A 17,112-nucleotide genomic window follows, 5' to 3' on the forward strand; every position below is an offset into this window, starting at 1 on the left:
CGGGGTATAAATCATAATTGGCACTGGCTTTTCAAGCACCCTGTTGAGTTCTCAAAGAACAACCACACACCGATCAAAAGCCCCACCCGGTGGGACCCCATCTCGGGGCTTTCCGTCCGCGTCCCCGACGCTCAATTGGCGTCAGGCACTTTTACTACGTTACCCGCCGGTTTCCGCCGTGTCAAACCGCTGTTTTCGCGGCCTGTCGTGCGTCACCCCGTCATACGGGCACCATGTCTCGCCCGGCTTGCGCCGCTCTCGTCATGGGTTCGGCAGGCCGACCGCCGCGGTTTCCCGCGAACTCGCCCGGTGCCCTGCCGGTCGTTAACCTTACCCGGTCGGTTTCGCCTCGCCAAATCCGCCTCGCGGCGACTCTGGGGCCCCACCCGGTACCGGGTCTGAGAGGTGCAACCCCTCCGACCCGGTGGTCATTCCCGCGCTCCGGCCGTTCAGGCTTTCGCCTGTTTCGTCCGTTCCGCGCTGGCAGAGAGAAAGTTACGCGTCCGGCGGGATGATCGTCAAATCCGCCGGACGCGTCCCCCGTCACATGGTCGACAGGCGACTATTCGCGCAGCTCAACGCCGGCGAAGGAGCGCTTGCCGCGGCGCAGCACCAGGTACCGCCCGTGCAGCAGGTCCTCCGGTGACACCGTCGCGTCCACCTCGGTCACCCGGTTGTTGTTGACGTAGGCGCCGCCTTCGGCGATCACCCGACGGGCCTCCTTGTGGCTGGGCACCAGGCCGGAGTCGCGCAGCAGGCCCGCCACGTTCGGCAGCTCGCCGGCGAGCTGCACCAGGCCGGCCTCGGTCAGCGCCGCGCGCAGCGTCTCCGGGGCCAGGTCGTCCAGTGAGCCCCGACCGAACAGCGCCTGGCTGGCGGCGACCGCCTGCCGGGTCTCCTCCGGCCCGTGCACCAGGTTCGTCAGCTCCTCGGCGAGCGCCCGCTGCGCCAGCCGGGCCGCCGGCCGTTCGGCCGTCGCCTTCGCCAGCTCCTCCAGCTCGTCCCGCGAACGGAAGCTGAAGTACCGCAGGTAGCGGTCGACCTCCCGGTCGTCCACGTTGAGCCAGAACTGGTAGAACGCGTACGGGCTGGTCAACATGGGGTCGAGCCAGACGCTGCCACCCTCGGTCTTGCCGAACTTCGTGCCGTCGGGCTTCGTGACCAGTGGCGTGGTGAATGCCTGCACCGGCCCGGCCCCGCGCCGGCGTACGTAGTCGACGCCGGCGGTGATGTTGCCCCACTGGTCGGAGCCGCCGAACTGGAGCTGGCAGCCATGCCGGCGGTGCAGCTCGAAGAAGTCGTTGGCCTGCAACAACTGGTAGCTGAACTCGGTGAAGCTGATCCCCGTTTCCAACCGGGCCCGCACCACCTCCCGCGCCAGCATCTTGTTCACCGGGAAGTGCTTGCCCACGTCGCGGAGGAACTCGACCACCGACATCTCGCCGGTCCAGTCCAGGTTGTTCACCAGTCGCGCCGCGTTGTCGCCGGTGTACGACACGAACGGCGCCAACTGCTCGCGGATCCGCGCGACCCAGCCGGCGATCACCTCGGGCGGGTTGAGCGTCCGCTCGGCGCTCTCCTTCGGGTCACCGATCTGCCCGGTCGCCCCACCGACCAGCAGCAACGGGCGGTGGCCCGCGAGTTGCAGCCGGCGGGCCATAGTGACCTGCATGAGGTGGCCGACGTGCAGGCTCGGCGCGGTGGGGTCGAAGCCCACGTAGAAGGTGGCGGCGTCGGCACCGTCGAGCAGCTTGCGCAGCTCGTCGAGGCCGGTCGAGTCCTGAATCAGGCCACGCCAGAGCAGGTCGTCGGTCAGGGAGTCCCGCCCGGGCGGCGGAAGGCTGCTGTCGGTCACGGTCGCCAATTCTCCCCCATCGCCGGCCCCGACCCGTACCGGGTTTGGCGCAAGCCGCCCCCGGTTAGGCTTGCGGCTTGTTGATCGAGGAGGGTTTGCCGTGGAGATGCCGGACCTGACGGGTGGCTTCGTCGCCCTGCTCGGCCTGAAGTTCGAGGAGGCGACCGCCGACCGGGTCGTTCTCAGCTGGCACGTCCGGCCCGAGCTGCACCAGCCGTTCGGCATCCAGCACGGCGGGGTGTACTGCTCGGTGGTGGAGACCGCGGCCAGCGTGGGTGGCTCGCTCTGGCTGGGCGACCGGGGCACCGTGGTCGGCGTCAGCAACCAGACGGACTTCCTGCGGGCGGTCCGGGAGGGCGAGCTGACGGCGGTCGGCACGCCGGTGCACCGGGGCCGCAGCCAGCAGCTCTGGCAGGTGGAGATCACCGACGCCGACCAGCGGTTGGTCGCCCGCGGTCAGGTCCGGTTGCAGAACCTCTCTCGCGCCTGACCGCGGCACATCCAGCACCGCGGCGAGCCCCGGCACGCCCGGTCAGCCGCGGGCCTCGTCCAGCACCGGCTCGGTGTCCCGGTCGGCGTCCGCGTCGTCGGGGATTCGGCTCAGCCGTACCTCGGTGATCGCCCGGTGGTCGATGCCGGCCACCACCAGCACCCAGCCGTCCAGGGTGACGTCCTCCCCCACGACGGTGGGGATGTGGCCGAGGTGGGCGAGCACCAGCCCGGCGACGGTGGTGTAGTCGCCGGCCGGCCGGGACGGCAGCTCGACGCCGATGTCCGGCAGGTCGTGCACCGGGAAGGTGCCGGGCAGGACCAGCGCGCCGTCCGGGTCGCGGCGCACCGAGTAGCCGTCGCGGTCGGTCTCGTCGTAGATCTCCCCGACGATCTCCTCCAGGATGTCCTCCAGCGTGACGATGCCGTCGACGGCGCCGCGCTCGTCCACCACCAGAGCGATGTGCTGGCGTTCGGCCTTGAACTGGCGCAGCGCGTCCACCACGGGCAGCGAGTCGGGCAGCAGCATCGGAGGGCGGGCGATCTCGTCGACCGGCCGGTCGTCCGGCACCCCTACCAGGTCGCGCAGGTGGATCACGCCGAGCGTGTCGTCCAGGCCGCCGTGGCGCACCACGGGCGCCCGGGAGTGCCCGGTGGCGGCCAGCACCAGCCGCGCGGACTCCGCGGTGGTCCCGCTGTCGAGCGTGAAGACCCGCAACCGGGGTACGAGGACCGCCCGCAACCGCCGGTCGGCGATCTCCACGGCACCGGCGATGATGGTGCGCTGCTCCTTGGTGAAGCCGTGGTTCCCGGCGACGATGTCGCGCAGCTCGTCCGGGCCGATCTCGTCCGGCTGGTGCTTCGGGTTGAGCCCGACCAGCCGGACCACGAGGTCGCTGGTGGTGCCGAGCGCCCAGACGGCCGGTCGGGTGACGCTGGCGAGCAGGTCGAGCGGACGGGCCACCAGCAGCGCCCACCGCTCGGCGGACTGCATGGCGATCCGCTTGGGGGCCAGCTCGCCGAAGACCAGGGTGACGAAGGTCAGCGCGAGGGTGACCACCACGATCGCCACCGTCTCCGCGGCGCCCCCGAACACCCCGAGCAGTGGCACGAGGGGCTTGGCGAGCGAGACCGCCGCGGCGGCGGAGGCCAGGAAGCCGGCCAGGGTGATGCCGATCTGAATGGTGGCCAGGAAGCGGTTCGGGTCCTTGGCCAGCCGGGCCAGCACGCGCCCGGCCCGGCTGGTGCGCTCCAACCGTTGGATCTGGCTGTCCCGCAACGACACCAACGCCATCTCACTGCCCGCGAAGAGCGCGTTGATGACGACCAGGACCCCGACCAGAGCCAGTTGGCTCCCGTAGCTCTGCACGCCTGGTTCGCTCCCTCGTGGTGGTGGCACCGACCGGTACGCGCGGCGCCCACCGGTCGGCGGCCCCGCCCGGCGTACGCGTGTCTGTGCCCCGTGCGTCGGCGGCCGAATCCTGCCCCGGCGACGCTAGGCCGATTCGGCCGCCGAGGGCGCGGGCAGGTCTAGGACGTACGAGTCGCCCTCGGGGCGGAAGCCGAGCCGGTGGTAGTAGGGGGCGACCATGCCGGGCGGGCTGACCACCCGGTGGAAGCCTCGTTCGGTGAAGAGGCGGCTGCGCCGGTAGACGAACTCGCCGGGCGTGAAGTCGCGGAACTTCGGGGTCACGTAGTCCAGGTCTATCTGGGCGACGCCGGGCGCCTCGGCGTGCGACAGCACCACCCCGACCACCTCGTCGTCGGTGACCACCAGGAACGCGGAGCGCCCCGGGGCGTCCGGGTCCCAGCGGAGGCCGGGATTGAACCGGGCGATGTCCGGCGCGTGCACCCGCAGCGTGTGCGCCAGGAACTGGTCGCCGACGCCGACCTCCACCACCTGGTAGGTCTGCTCGTCGTGCCGGGTGGCCAGCATCCCGCGCAGGTACCAGATGTTGATCACGGCGAGCACGATGTTGAGCCCGACCATGGGCCACACCTCGAGTGCGGCGTTGTAGCCGATCAGCACGAGGCAGCCGATGAGGTTGAGCGCGCGCAGCCGCAGGATGCGCGACTGCAGCAGCGACCAGACCAGTACCGCGGAGCCGGCCCAGCCGACCAGATCCAACCAGTTCACCCCGCGAGACTAGTGCTCACCCTGGTCAGAGCCGTCGGCGGGCAGCTCCAGCAGCCACTCCTCGACCTCGGCGCCCCGGCCGTTGGCGTACCCCGAGTCCTCGCCGACCACCACGAAGCCGCACTTGCGGAGCACCGCGAGGGACGCGGCGTTGTCCTTGGCGGCGCGGGCGTGCACCGGCCGGGGCAGCTCGCGCAGGAGAGCGGCCAGGGCGGCGGTGGCGTGACCGCGCCCCCAGCGGGCCGGATCGATCCAGTAGCTGACCTCGGTGCGGTCGCCGACCGGGAAGGCGGTGACGTGGCCGACCACCTCACCGTCGGCCTCGACGGTGCGGACCAGGTTCGCCGGGTCGGTGAGCACCCGCGCCCAGTGCCGGGCGAACTCGCGGTGGTCGGACGGGTCGGCGGGGCCGAACGCGGCCATCCGGTTGGCCTCCGGATCCTGCTGGTGCAGGAAGAACTCGACGAGATCGTCCTCGCGGACCGGGCGCAGCTGCACGTCGGGGGTCATTCGACGAGGGTACGCAGCGGCCGAGGACGGTACGCCACCTCAGGCGGCGACTGCCGCGACCGCCACCGCGGCGGCGGCCAGGGAACTCGCGACCGACAACACCCGACGCCGCGGCACCGCCGCGTCGACCGCGGGCAGGGTGGGCCAGCGGATCACCGCCAGAGCCACCCCCGCCGCCGACAGGCCGGCGCCGACGGGCCACAGCCAGACCGCGACCATCGACCAGTCCCCCAGGCGGTGTCCGAGCCCAAGGTAGGCGAACGCCCACACCGCCGCGGACACCAGGGTCACCCGGTCCAGGTTGGGGCGGCGGACGGTGCCGAGCAGGGCGAGCCCACCGAGGAAGGTGAACGCCACCGCGAGACCGGCGCCGATCCACCACGGCACCACCGGCGCGGCCGCGCCGACCTTCTCCTCCGGCACTCCGAGCAGCCGCAGACCGATGGGCTCGACGCCCTTGTCGGTGTTGCCGAGCACCACAACCGCCCTGCCGGTGGCCGGCTCGAAGCCGACGTAGGACCCGAACCCGCTGGCCGCGCCGTTGTGCCAGGCGATTTCGCGGTCGCCGTGGCGGGTGGTGAACCAGCCGTACCCGATGCGGGTGTCCGCGTTCTCGCGGTAGCGGGCGGTGGCGGCGTCGGCGCCGGGCGCGGTGCCGCCGGCGGTAGCTGCCACCAGCCGGGCCAGGTCCTCGGCGGTGGACCAGACGCCGATGCCGGCCGGCGCGTAGCCGGGTCCCAGCCAGGGGTCGAGGGCGCGCCCGCTGGCGCGACTGCCCTGGGCGCGGTCGGCGGGTAGGTCGCCGGACCCGGTGGCGACGACGGTGGCGGTCATGCCGAGCGGCCGGAGCAGCCGTGCCTCCAGCAGGTCGGGGTACGCGACGCCGGCCTTCGCGGCCAGCGCCTGGCCGAGCACGGACGGCCCGAGGTTGGAGTAGTGGACCGCGCCGCGTCCGTCGCCGGGGGTGACCCGGTCGGCGGCGGTCCGGACGCTGTCGACGTCCTGCCCGGCGTAGGGGTTGCCGCCGGAGACGTTGGACCAGAGGATGCGCGCCCAGCCCAACGGCGAGCCGGGGGCCAGCCTCGGCAGACCGGCGCGGTGGCTGGCCAGCTCGGCGAGGGTGACATCGCGGGCGGGGCCGGTGACGGCGGGCCAGGTGGCGCCGAGCCGGTCGTCGGGGCCGACGACACCGGCGCCGATCTGGTCGGCCAGGAGCATGCCGGTGAACGTCTTGGGGACCGAGCCGAGCTCGAAGGGGGTGCCGGGCTCGACGGGCCGCCCGGTGCCGTCCCGGTCGCCCAGGCCTGCGACGTGGATCCTGCCGTTCTCGACCATGGCGACGGCGAGCCCGCGGTGTCCCTTCGGGTCGGGCACCGCTGCTCGGACGGCGCCGGCCAGCTCGGGGTCCCCGGTGACCTGCGGGCCGAGGCGGGGTACGCGGGGCATCAGCACAATCGCGACGAGGCCGGCGATGAGCGCGACGAGGAGTGCGATGGCGGCTGTTCTACGCATGGTCTTCCCTTTCGTCGGGCGAGGGGTGTGCGCCGTGGGGTGGCTCGGCGGACGGCTTCGACGATGGCCGGGCAGGTGGTCAGCGACCGGCGGCGGCGAGGATGGCCAGCAGTGGCACCACGCGTTCGGCGGGGACGGCGTACCGGCCCCGGCCGGCGCTGCGCAGCCAGCCGGCGGCGGCGATCTGGCGCAGGTGGTGGTGGAGCTGGCCGGTGGTGCCCAGCTCTTCGATGTCGGCCAGCTCGGCGGTGGTCTGCCGACCGCCGAGGACCTCGCGCAGCAGCCGCAGCCGCACCGGGTGGGCCAGCGCGGACAGGGTGGCGGCCAGCTCGGCCCAGTCGTCGGCGAGCAGGTCGTCGACGCCGCGCCCGTACTGCCAGTCGTAGTGCTGGTCGGCGACGCGGACGGTGCCGGTATAGAGCACGGCGCCCGCTCCGTCGGACGGCAGTCGCTGCTTGAGGCCGTCCAGGGCCCAGAACGTGCTTGCGAGCGCGGGCGCTGTGTCTTTGGTCGGCGGCGACGCCGCCAGGCGCTCGGTCAACGCGGCGACCTGTGTTTCCAGCGCGGCCAGCCGCTCCTCGACATCCGTCATGCGTCGATACTACGAACATACGTACTTTCGTGCAGGTCGAGGTGCGGGCGAGCCGCCCGCCAGCGCGTCCGGGCCGGGGCAAATACCGGCGTTGCCCGCCGGGTACGTCGACAATGACCTGACCGACCGAGGGAGTTCCTGATGAACCGACCTGTCGTGGTGGGTGTGGACGGATCGCCGTCCAGCCTCGTCGCCGCGGAGCACGCGGCCCGCGCCGCCCTGCTCCGGACCCGGCCGCTGCTGCTGGTGCACGGCTACCTGCACCCGCTCGGCTACGGCGTGCCGCTCAACCCGTACGACCTCGGGGTGCCGGCGCCCTCCGAGGAGGCGCAGAAGATGTTGGAGCGCACGGCGGCCGACCTGACCGACCGCTGGCCCGGCCTCACCGTCGAGGTTCGCCAGATCGCGGGCGGCCCCGGCGCGACGATGGTCGAGGAGTCCCGCCGGGCCGACCTCGTCGTGGTGGGCAGTCGAGGGCTGGGCGGGTTCGCCGGCCTGCTGCTCGGCTCGGTCGGCGGGCAGGTGGCCGCGCACGCGCACTGCCCGGTGCTGGTGGTGCGCCCGGATGAGCAGCCGATCCCGGTGGACGCGCCGGTGCTGGTCGGCGTGGACGGGTCCGAATCCTCCCGGCTCGCCGTGGGGTACGGCGCCGACGAGGCGGCGCGCCGCGAGGTCCCGCTGGTCCTGGTGCACGTCGGCCCGTCGGACGGCGACCGGCCGGTGCCGGAGGAGGTGGAGGAGTCGCAGGCCGCGTACCAGGCCGAGGCGGTGCGGCTGCTGGCCGACGCGTCCACCGCCGTCCGGGCGGCGCATCCCGGCCTGCTGGTGCGGGAACATCCGGTCCGGGCGGCCGGGCCGGCCCGGGGGCTCATCGAGGCGAGCGGCACAGCGTCGCTGCTGGTCGTGGGCACCCGGGGCCGGCACGGATTCACCGGACTGCTGCTCGGCTCGGTCAGCCAGGCGGCGATCCAGCACGCGCACTGTCCGGTGCTGGTGGCGCACCCGTACGACCAGGCGGCGTGACCGCGGCATCGTCGTCGCCCCGGCCGAGCATCTGCAGGAAGTCGGTGGTGAGAGCGAACGGGTCAGCCGGGCCGGCGGCCGGCAGCCGACGCTCGACCTGGTCGGCCAACTCCCCCGCCGCACGCCTGATCCGGCCCCGCAGCGCGCCGTCGGCGGTGCCACCGGACCAGTCCTCCGGAGCGGCGAAGACCGCGGTCGGGACCACCACCGACCGGAGGTAGGCGAACATCGGGCGGACGGCGTGCTCCAGGGCCAGCGAGTGCCGGGCGGTGCCGCCGGTGGCGCCGATCAACACCGGCCGGTCGACCAGCGACTCGGAATCCAACACGTCGAAGAAGGACTTGAACAGCCCGTTGTACGAGGCGCTGAAGATCGGGGTGACGGCGATGATCCCGTCCGCCCCGGTCACCGTGTCGATGACGTCGCGCAACGCTGCCGGAGCAAACCCGGTGAGCATGTTGTTCACCACGTCGTGGGCGTACTCGCGCAGGTCGACGACGCGCAGCTCCACTTCGGAGCCGCGTCGGACCAACTCGTCGCGGGTGGCCGCGGCGAGCTGGTCCGCGAGCAGCCGGGTCGACGAGGGCTGGCTCAGCCCCGCCGAGACCACGGCCAGGGTACGGCGGGTCATCGGGTCGCCCCCTCCGGCGCCTTGCCCGTCACGTCGTCGACGGCGTGCACGGTGCTGTCCTTGGCGCCGCCCGCCGCGGCGACCAGCGAGGCGTGCGTCGGCGCCTCCGGCACGTGCGCCGGGCGCAACGCGGCGAACTCCTTGCGCAGCACCGGCACGACCTCCTCGCCGAGCAGGTCGAGCTGCTCCAGCACCGTCTTGAGCGGCAGCCCCGCGTGGTCCATCAGGAACAGCTGCCGCTGGTAGTCGCCGACGTACTCCCGGAAGCCCAGCGTGCGGTCGATGACCTGCTGCGGGCTACCCACGGTCAGCGGGGTCTCCCGGCTGAACTCCTCCAGCGACGGCCCGTGACCGTAGACCGGGGCGTTGTCGAAGTAGGGTCGGAACTCCCGGATCGCGTCCTGCGAGTTGCGCCGCATGAACACCTGCCCGCCGAGGCCGACGATGGCCTGGTCGGCGGAGCCGTGGCCGTAGTGCGCGTACCGCTCCCGGTAGAGCGCGATCATCCGCTGGGTGTGCTCCTTGGGCCAGAAGATGTGGTTGGCGAAGAAGCCGTCACCGTAGTACGCAGCCTGCTCGGCGATCTCCGGACTGCGGATCGAGCCGTGCCAGACGAACGGGGGAACCCCGTCGAGCGGACGCGGGGTCGAGGTGAACGACTGCAGGGGGGTGCGGTGGCGGCCCTTCCAGTCGACGACGTCCTCGCGCCACAGCCGGCGCAGCAGGTCGTAGTTCTCGATCGCAAGGGGGATGCCGGCGCGGATGTCCTTGCCGAACCACGGGTACACCGGGCCGGTGTTGCCGCGGCCCATCATCAGGTCCACCCGGCCGTCGGCGAGGTGCTGGAGCATCGCGTAGTCCTCGGCGATCTTCACCGGGTCGTTCGTGGTGATCAGCGTGGTCGCGGTGGACAGCAGCAGCCGCTCGGTACGCGCCGCGATGTGGCCGAGCATGGTGGTCGGCGACGAGGGCACGAACGGGGGGTTGTGGTGCTCGCCGGTGGCGAAGACGTCCAGACCGACCTCTTCGGCCTTCAACGCGATGGCGACCATCGCCTTGATCCGCTCATGCTCGGTCGGCTCCCGACCGGTGGTCGGGTCGACCGTGACGTCTCCGACGGTGAAGACTCCGAACTGCATGACCAGCTCCTCGCGTGTCCGACCGGGCCGTGCACCCGGACGTTGCGCACAACTTATTTGACGGCGCAACTATTCCGCTGGTGGACGGTCCCCCGGTGGCGCCGGTCACATCCGCCGCCGGACACGCCGACTACGACCTGCACTGACCGCCGACCGGAGCCCGGTCGGCTCAGCCGCCCGCCACCGACGGCAGCACCTGCACCTCGGCGTCGTCACCGACCGGGGTGGCCAGCCCGCCGGAGTGCCGGCAGTCCTCCCCGTCGACGTAGACGTTGACGTAGCGGCGCAGCTCGCCACGCTCGTCGCGAATCCGCCGGGCCAGCCGCGGATGGTCGGCGGCCACCTCGTCGAGGACCGCCCGCAGCGTCCCGGCGGCGGTGACGCTCAGCCGGCTGGCACCCCCGGCCTCGCCGCGCAGCGGGCCGGGCAGCAGCACGGTGACCACGTCACACCGCCGCGGCCCGGACGCAGAGCACGTCAGGCAGGTGCGCCGCCACCAACGACCAGGAGTCGCCCTCGTCACGGCTGGCGTAGACCTCACCGGAGCGGGTGCCGAAGTAGACCCCGCCCGGGGAGGCGTCGTCGGCGCACATCGCGTCGCGCAGCACCGCCGGGTAGAACGGGCCCTCGGGCAGCCCCACCGACAGCGGCTCCCACTTGCCGCCGGCGTCCGCGGAGCGGAACACCCGACAGCGGTGGTCGGTGGGGAACCGCTCGCTGTCGGCCACCAGCGGGAACGTCCACACCGTCCCGGCACGCCCGGGGTGGGACACCATCGCGAAGCCGAAGTCGCTGGGCAGCCCGTCGGCGATCGAGGACCAGGTGCGGCCGTCGTCGTCGGAGCGGTAGACGCCGTGGTGGTTCTGCGCGTACAGCCGCTCGGGGTTGCCGGCGTCCCGGGCGACCTTGTGGACGCACTGGCCGAACTCCGGCCACTCGTCGGGCATGAAGTAGGCGCGGATGCCGGTGTTGCCCGGCGCCCAGCTCGCCCCGGCGTCCTCGGAGCGGTAGACGCCGCCGGTGGACATGGCGACCAGCAGCCGAGCCGGGTCGCGCGGGTGGGGCAGCACCGTGTGCACGGCCTGGCCGCCGAACCCGGCCCCCCACTCCGGGCGGTGCGGGTGATCCCAGAGCGAACGGACCAGATCGAAACTGCGACCGCCGTCGGTGGACCGGAACAGCGCCGAGGGCTCGGTGCCGGCCCAGACAACGTCCGGCTCGTCGGGGCCGGCCGGCATCAGCTGCCAGACCCGCCCGAGGGTCGCGCCGGTGTCGGCCGGGAAGGCGACCGGGGCCGCGTCGGGCTCGTCCCAGGAGGCGCCGAGATCGTCGCTGGTCGCGACGCTGGGCCCGAAGTGTGAGCTGGTCACCCCGGCGAGCAGCCGAGGGGTGGGGCGGCGGGTGTCGACCGCGACCGCGTAGACGCCGGTCATCGGGAAGTGCGGGCCGGTGATCTCCCAGCTGTGCCGGTCGTCGGCACTGGTGGCGAGAAACAATCCCTTGGCCGTGCCGATCGCGAGCAGCGTTGCCATGACGTCCTCCGAACCGTCGGCGGGCAGGTGCGGTGATTATGGCCACACCCCCCGACAGATTCGCCAGGGCACACGCCGCATCGGCGCTCAGCGTCGGGTGCGGGGCACGTGCCGGCGGTACGCGCTGACCGTCGGATCGCCGTCGAGCCAGAACCGCCACCGCAGGTCGTGGGCTCCGGTCACGCCGACCCGTGGACCGGCGACCACCGCCTGCGCGGGCACCGGCGACGCCGCAGGGCGCAACCGGACCGGTCCGTCGCCGAGCAGGTATCCGCCGTACGCGGCGCGGTCGATGCCGAGCGTGGCGCAGAGCCGAGCCGGCCCACGGGCCAGATCCACGTCCCGACGTACGGCAGATCGGCGGGCACGTGCCGTGGCCAGCCCGTCGACCACCGCACCGGCGCGCAGCAGCACCGCGGCGGCCTCCCCCTCGACTCCGGTGACCACGTTCATGCACCAGTGCATGCGTAGGTCTGTCGGTGAACATGTAGAATATCGCGATGGGCAAACGGGCTGTGGTCTATGCGCGTATCTCGCTGGACGCTACCGGCGAGGGGCTTGGCGTAGCCCGGCAGGAACAGGCATGCCGGGAGTTGTGCGAGCAGCGAGGCTGGCAGGTCGTCGATGTGATCATCGACAACTCGGTGTCAGCCTCCACCCGCAAGGTTCGCCCCGGCTGGCGACAGGTGCTTGACCTGATCACCTCGGGTGCCGTTGACGTAGTGGTGGCCTGGCAGGTCGACCGGATGTACCGGAACCTACGGGACCTTGAAGACCTGGTCGACCTCACCGAACGGACCGGGGTCACGCTGGCGACGGCGTCCGGAGAGTTGGACCTGTCGACCCCGAACGGCAGGTTCCTCGCTCGCATCCTCGGCAGTGCTGCCTGGCAGGAGGTCGAGATCAAGTCCGCCCGGCAGAAGGCAGCACAGCACCAGCGGGTGCAGACCGGCCGGCCCTGGTGGACTGCTCGCCCGTTCGGCTTCGAGCGCAACGGGGACCACCGACGGAGCGAGGCTGAGCCGTTGCGCCAGGCGTACGCGGACGTGCTGACTGGGCAGTCGGTGTACTCGATCGCTGCCCGATGGAACGCTGCCGGCGTCCTCACGCCGAGGGGTAACCGCTGGCGGTCATCCAACCTGCGGCATGTCCTGATGTGCGAGCGGAACGCGGGCATCCTCACGTACAACGGGGCGGAGACTGGCACCCCTGCGGCGTGGGAACCGATCGTTCCCGAGGATGTGTACCGGGCGACCGTTCGTCACCTGAAAGACCCCAGCCGCAACACGGGCGGCGGTGGCAAGCGCAAGGGGCTGCTGGTCGGCGTGGCGACCTGCTCGCGGTGTGGTGGGAAGGCGTCGCAAGGCTGGTCCAAGCAGAACCAGGCAGGCGAGCGGTACCGGATCTACACCTGCCGCGAGGGTCGGTGCGTCACCATCCCTGCCGACTGGCTCGACTCCTACGTGTTGCGCCGCCTGATCGACCAGGCAGACCAGTGGGACACCCAACCCGCAGACCCGGAAGCCGAGGAGGAGTCGACGCAACTGCGGGTAGAAGAGTCCGCCCTACTCGCCCGGAAGCAGACACTGGCTGAGTTGTTCGTCGCCGGAACGGTCGACCAGGCTGCGCTTGCCGCCGGTACCGCTGCGGCAGACAGCCGGCTGACCGAGATCCACGATCGCCTCGCCGAGATCGCCACGGCCAGGGTCGGTGTCGACCTGACGGACATCGAGGCGGTGTGGGAAGCCATCGAACAGATGGATAACGAGCGGGTCCGCTCGATTATCGAGACCGCGTGCGAGTCGATCCGCCTGATGCCTCGGCGCAAGGGCGCCAGGCTGCCTCGGGGTGAAGACGTTCAGCTCACCTGGCGGATGCCAAAGACCGAGACTCGGGAGGGTTCACCCGTTGTCGTCTGACCTGCTCGCCATCCTGGCGCAACCCGCTCCCCTGGTCGCCCCGGCGCTGATCGGCTGGACGCTCACCCATCACACACCTGACGGCGTGGTCACCCTCGAACTGACCGAGACCGAGGCGTACGCGGGCGAGGCTGATCCCGCCTCGCATGCCTGGCGTGGTCGGACTGCGCGCAACGCCGTGATGTTCGGTCCGGCTGGCCGGCTGTACGTCTACCTGTCGCACGGGCTGCACTTCTGCGCCAACGTCGTGACAGGCCCCGAGGGTGAAGCATCGGCAGTCCTGCTGCGCGCAGGCAGAGTGACCGACGGGGTCGACCTGGCGCAGCGTCGGCGAGGTGAGCGGGTCGCACTGCGGTCGCTTGCCCGTGGTCCCGGCAACCTCGGTCAAGCGTTGGCACTGAGAACCCAGCACAGCGGCGCGCACCTGCTCGACGGTGGATCGCTGGTGTTGAGCCCGCCTGCCCGCTCGCCTGCGGCTGTCTCATCGGGACCGAGGGTCGGTGTCAGCCGGGCGCATGACTGGCCCTGGCGGTACTGGCTGACGGGTGATCCGACTGTTTCTGCGTATCGGCGCAGCCGGCTGGCCGGGCAGCCTGTCGCCTGAGCCTCGGCAGAGTGGAGTTCCGCTGGCTCGGGAGCCCCTTTGAGTGGGGAGAGTTGGTAGCCTGCCTGGGCCGATGCTGGCGTCGATGATCGGGCAGGCCGAATGAGCAACACTCAGACGCGTTTTGGCAGGTCAATGGCGGTCGGCCGTCCAAGTCGAGGCGCTTCCTGCTTGCACGAAACAGGGCCTAAACCGCAGAAGGGCTCGGGTCATGGGCGTGACCTGAGGTCAGGCCGGCAGCCCGAACCCTTCTGCGGTGGTTGGCGGTCGGTCGTGTCGTGCTGCGGTTACACCAGCTTGCTTACGAGGGTGAGGCGCACGTCAGCTTCAAGCCCTCTGCGCCCATTGGCGCCCTCGGTCGGCCGCGTTCGCACGATGGTTGCGCGCGTTGCGCGGGGTGCGCCCCCGGGTGCGCGTGCGGGGCCGGATCTCCGGCCGTGCCGGCGTACGCCTCGACCTCGGTGATCCGCACGGTCACCCCGCCAGCGTGCAGCAGGCAGCCGAGCAGCCCACGCGCGGCCGGCAGCAGCGGGCCGGCGAGCAGGTCCGCCAGCGTCGCCAGGCCGGCGTCGGCGTCGGCGTCGTGGTCACCGGGCAGCAGGTCCATGACCCGACGGTACCCAGCCCGCCCCGCCGACCATCGCCGCGACCCTCGACGTTTCAACATTTTGTTGACAACGCTCCGTTGATGGGTTGTGATCGGAGCATGACGACCGACGACCAGTTCACCGCGCCGAACCCGGCCCGGGCCCGCGCCCACCGCACCCACGAGGCGCTGCAACGGATCAGCGAGCGGCACGCCGGCACCGACGCCCGGCGAGGACGCTGGGCGCACCCGTACGTGCTGGACCCGTGGGAGGCGGTGGCCCTGGTCACCGCGCTGGCCGCCGGTGGGGCCGAGCGGGAGGCCACCGAGGAGCCGGTCGACGGCGCCGACCTCACCGCCGCGCTGACCCTGCTGCCGCACGTCCGCGCGGAGCTGGACGCCCTGGAGGCGGGGCTGTTGACGCTGGCCCGCGACCGGGGGCTGACCTGGCAGGCCATCGCGTACGGGCTGGGCCTGGGCAGCGCGCAGGCCGCCCGGCAGCGCTACGAGCGGGTCGTCGCCCGCTCCGCCGAGCAGACCGGCTGACCCGCCACCCCCGCCGAGGTGGCGACCCGACCGGCACGGCGCGCGCCGACCGGCGGCCGGGCGGGCAGACTGTGCGCACGACGATTCCGGGAGGCACCCATGGAGCGCGCGGAGATGCTGGCGTACTGCCTTGCCAAGCCGGGGGCGTGGCTGGACCGGCCGTGGGAGGGCGACGAGGTGGTGAAGGTCGGCAGCCGGATCTTCGCCTTCCTCGGCAACGGCGACGGAAACCCGACGATCGGCGTGAAGTGCGGCCCGACCCGCGAGGTGGCCGACGAGTGGCTGCACCGACACCCCGACGACGCCCGGGTGATGGCCTACATCGGGCGGTCCGGGTGGAACACGCTGCGCCTGGACGGCGGGATCGACGAGGAGGAGCTCTCCGAGGCCGTCGACGCGTCGTACGACATGGTGGTGGCCAAGCTCCCGAAGCGGGAGCGGCCGACGGCCTGAACCGGCCGCGGCGCCGGAACCGAGCAGCTCCGGCGCCACGGCGAGATCAGCGTGGGACGACCCGTGCGGTGGCCCACTCCCGCCAGCCGGCCAGCCGGTCCGCGGCGGCGGCGAGCTGGTCGGCGACCGGCCCGGGGCCGGTCGAGCCGGGGGTGGTCCGGGCCGCGAGGGCCGAACGGACCGAGAGCACGTCGCGCACCGACGGGTCGAGGTGCTCGCTGACCGCGGCCAGATCGGCGTCGGAGACCTCCTCCAGCTCGCAGTCCCGGACCGCGCAGAGCGCCACCAGCCGGCCGGTGATCTCGTGCGCGTCGCGGAACGGCACGCCCCTGCGGACGAGCCAGTCAGCCACCTCGGTGGCCAGCGAGAAGCCGACCGGCGCGGCGGCCACCAGACGGTCCACGCGGACCGTCATCGTGGAGATCATCCCCGCCAGGGCCGGGAGCAGCAGCTCCAGGGTGTCGACCGCGTCGAAGGCCGGCTCCTTGTCCTCCTGCATGTCCCGGTCGTAGGTCATCGGCAGACCCTTGAGCATGGTCAGCACGGTCATCAGCCCGCCGACCAGCCGACCGGACTTGCCCCGGGCCAGCTCGGCGATGTCCGCGTTCTTCTTCTGCGGCATGATCGACGAACCGGTCGCGAACGCGTCGTCCAGCTCCACCCAGCCGAACTCGTGCGAGGTCCAGAGCACCACCTCCTCGCCGAGCCGGGACAGGTGCACCCCGATCATGGCGGTGGTGAAGAGGAACTCGGCGACGAAGTCCCGGTCGGCGACGGCGTCCATCGAGTTGGCGAACGACGTGCGGAAGCCCAGCTCCTTCGCCACCGCCACCGGGTCCAGCGGCAGCCCGGAGCCGGCCAGCGCGCCCGCGCCGAGCGGGCTGATCGCCGCGCGATGATCCCAGTCGCGCAGCCGCTCCAGGTCGCGCAGCAGCGGCTGCACGTGGGCGAGCAGCCAGTGCCCGAAGGTGACCGGCTGGGCGTGCTGGAGATGGGTCATGCCGGGCGCGGCGGTGTCGACGTGCCGCTCGGCCTGCTCGACCAGCGCCTCGGCCAGCTCCACCAGCCGGCTGGCCACACCCCGGGCGTGGTCGCGCAGGTAGAGCCGCAGGTCCGTGGCGACCTGGTCGTTGCGGGACCGGCCGGCGCGCAGCTTGCCGCCGAGGCTGCCCAGCCGCTCCAGCAGCCCCCGTTCCAGCGCGGTGTGCACGTCCTCGTCGTCGACGGTGGGACGGAACGACCCGGAGGCGCAGGCCGCCTCCAGGTCGTCCAGGGCCGCCAGGACCCGGCCCAGCTCCTCGGGGTCGAGCAGGCCGGCGCCCGCCAGGACCCGGGCGTGCGCCCGGGAACCGGCGATGTCGTACGGGGCCAGGCGCCAGTCGAACTGCACGCTCACCGACAGCCGGGCGAGCGCCTCGGCTGGACCGCCGGCGAACCGGCCACCCCACAGGCTCGTCCGGTTGGTGGCGGCGCTGTTCTCGGTCAGGCTCTTGTCGTCCACGCCGCCCATCATTGCTCTGCTTGCCTTTCGCTCGCGACTGCGGGGCTCACTCGCTGCGCTCGCTCACTCCTCGCGCTCACACA

Annotated in this window: 17 protein-coding genes and 2 pseudogenes; 6 read left to right on the forward strand and 13 right to left on the reverse strand. The window is 72.1% G+C overall.

Features of this window, described 5'->3' with window-relative positions; genetic code table 11:
• Positions 1–562: 562 nt before the first annotated feature.
• Positions 563–1,855 (reverse strand): tyrosine--tRNA ligase, encoded by a 1,293-nt coding sequence (gene tyrS / locus KBX63_RS30305; RefSeq protein ID WP_210917182.1) that lies wholly within the window; start codon positions 1,853–1,855, stop codon positions 563–565.
• A gap of 106 nt (positions 1,856–1,961) precedes the next feature.
• Here tyrS and KBX63_RS30310 point away from each other — a divergent pair, with 106 nt between their 5' ends.
• Positions 1,962–2,345 (forward strand): PaaI family thioesterase, encoded by a 384-nt coding sequence (locus tag KBX63_RS30310; protein WP_210917264.1) that lies wholly within the window; start codon positions 1,962–1,964, stop codon positions 2,343–2,345.
• A gap of 42 nt (positions 2,346–2,387) precedes the next feature.
• On the opposite strand, the gene KBX63_RS30315 is transcribed toward KBX63_RS30310, so the two are convergent.
• The 5 genes from KBX63_RS30315 to KBX63_RS30335 form a co-directional block, all read right to left on the reverse strand.
• Positions 2,388–3,713, reverse strand: a complete 1,326-nt coding sequence (locus tag KBX63_RS30315) for a hemolysin family protein (RefSeq protein WP_210917184.1) — start codon at positions 3,711–3,713, stop codon at positions 2,388–2,390.
• A 126-nt stretch (positions 3,714–3,839) separates the two neighbouring features.
• Positions 3,840–4,481 carry a hypothetical protein gene (locus KBX63_RS30320; protein ID WP_210917186.1) on the reverse strand — a complete coding sequence of 214 codons (642 nt, stop codon included), beginning with the start codon at positions 4,479–4,481 and terminating at the stop codon, positions 3,840–3,842.
• A 9-nt stretch (positions 4,482–4,490) separates the two neighbouring features.
• On the reverse strand, positions 4,491–4,991 hold the full coding sequence (locus tag KBX63_RS30325) for a GNAT family N-acetyltransferase (protein WP_210917188.1): 501 nt from the start codon (positions 4,989–4,991) through the stop codon (positions 4,491–4,493).
• A gap of 39 nt (positions 4,992–5,030) precedes the next feature.
• The gene (locus tag KBX63_RS30330; protein ID WP_210917190.1) at positions 5,031–6,503 is read right to left on the reverse strand and encodes a serine hydrolase; all 1,473 of its coding nucleotides are present in this window, start codon (positions 6,501–6,503) and stop codon (positions 5,031–5,033) included.
• Positions 6,504–6,582: 79 nt separating this feature from the next.
• Positions 6,583–7,095: a helix-turn-helix domain-containing protein gene (locus KBX63_RS30335; RefSeq protein ID WP_210917192.1), complete on the reverse strand. Its 513-nt coding sequence runs from the start codon at positions 7,093–7,095 to the stop codon at positions 6,583–6,585.
• Between the two features lie 141 nt (positions 7,096–7,236).
• Here KBX63_RS30335 and KBX63_RS30340 point away from each other — a divergent pair, with 141 nt between their 5' ends.
• On the forward strand, positions 7,237–8,118 hold the full coding sequence (locus KBX63_RS30340) for a universal stress protein (RefSeq protein ID WP_210917193.1): 882 nt from the start codon (positions 7,237–7,239) through the stop codon (positions 8,116–8,118).
• Here the strand turns inward: KBX63_RS30340 and KBX63_RS30345 are convergent.
• The 5 genes and pseudogenes from KBX63_RS30345 to KBX63_RS30365 all read right to left on the reverse strand — a co-directional run.
• Positions 8,048–8,749: an FMN reductase gene (locus tag KBX63_RS30345; protein ID WP_210917196.1), complete on the reverse strand. Its 702-nt coding sequence runs from the start codon at positions 8,747–8,749 to the stop codon at positions 8,048–8,050. The genes KBX63_RS30340 and KBX63_RS30345 overlap by 71 nt on opposite strands.
• Positions 8,746–9,888 (reverse strand): LLM class flavin-dependent oxidoreductase, encoded by a 1,143-nt coding sequence (locus KBX63_RS30350; protein WP_210917199.1) that lies wholly within the window; start codon positions 9,886–9,888, stop codon positions 8,746–8,748. The genes KBX63_RS30345 and KBX63_RS30350 overlap by 4 nt, the downstream gene beginning before the upstream one ends.
• Before the next feature lie 169 nt (positions 9,889–10,057).
• Positions 10,058–10,333, reverse strand: a complete 276-nt coding sequence (locus tag KBX63_RS30355; protein WP_089016547.1) for a ubiquitin-like small modifier protein 1 — start codon at positions 10,331–10,333, stop codon at positions 10,058–10,060.
• 1 nt (position 10,334) lies between these two features.
• Positions 10,335–11,420, reverse strand: coding sequence for a glycoside hydrolase (locus KBX63_RS30360; protein WP_210917201.1), 1,086 nt, complete (start codon positions 11,418–11,420; stop codon positions 10,335–10,337).
• Positions 11,421–11,507: 87 nt separating this feature from the next.
• Positions 11,508–11,960, reverse strand: a pseudogene (locus KBX63_RS30365) (DNA-3-methyladenine glycosylase); the annotation flags it as partial.
• Between KBX63_RS30365 and KBX63_RS30370 the strand changes: the two are divergent.
• Together KBX63_RS30370 and KBX63_RS30375 are read left to right on the forward strand one after the other, a co-directional pair.
• Complete coding sequence (locus tag KBX63_RS30370) at positions 11,921–13,339, forward strand: recombinase family protein (RefSeq protein ID WP_210917203.1); 1,419 nt, start codon at positions 11,921–11,923, stop codon at positions 13,337–13,339. The pseudogene KBX63_RS30365 and the gene KBX63_RS30370 overlap by 40 nt on opposite strands.
• On the forward strand, positions 13,329–13,943 hold the full coding sequence (locus tag KBX63_RS30375; RefSeq protein WP_210917267.1) for a DNA-3-methyladenine glycosylase: 615 nt from the start codon (positions 13,329–13,331) through the stop codon (positions 13,941–13,943). Before KBX63_RS30370 ends, KBX63_RS30375 begins: the two co-directional genes overlap by 11 nt.
• A gap of 384 nt (positions 13,944–14,327) precedes the next feature.
• Here the strand turns inward: KBX63_RS30375 and KBX63_RS30380 are convergent.
• Positions 14,328–14,550, reverse strand: a pseudogene (locus tag KBX63_RS30380) (DNA-3-methyladenine glycosylase); the annotation flags it as partial.
• Positions 14,551–14,649: 99 nt separating this feature from the next.
• Between KBX63_RS30380 and KBX63_RS30385 the strand changes: the two are divergent.
• Together KBX63_RS30385 and KBX63_RS30390 are read left to right on the forward strand one after the other, a co-directional pair.
• Positions 14,650–15,075: a DNA-binding protein gene (locus KBX63_RS30385; RefSeq protein ID WP_210917208.1), complete on the forward strand. Its 426-nt coding sequence runs from the start codon at positions 14,650–14,652 to the stop codon at positions 15,073–15,075.
• 99 nt (positions 15,076–15,174) lie between these two features.
• On the forward strand, positions 15,175–15,528 hold the full coding sequence (locus KBX63_RS30390) for an MmcQ/YjbR family DNA-binding protein (protein ID WP_210917209.1): 354 nt from the start codon (positions 15,175–15,177) through the stop codon (positions 15,526–15,528).
• 46 nt (positions 15,529–15,574) lie between these two features.
• Here the strand turns inward: KBX63_RS30390 and argH are convergent, their stop codons facing one another.
• Positions 15,575–17,038, reverse strand: a complete 1,464-nt coding sequence (argH, locus tag KBX63_RS30395) for an argininosuccinate lyase (RefSeq protein ID WP_210917210.1) — start codon at positions 17,036–17,038, stop codon at positions 15,575–15,577.
• Positions 17,039–17,112: the final 74 nt, after the last annotated feature.

The sequence above is a fragment of the Micromonospora sp. U21 genome (assembly GCF_018070045.1).
Taxonomy (GTDB): Bacteria; Actinomycetota; Actinomycetes; order Mycobacteriales; family Micromonosporaceae; genus Micromonospora.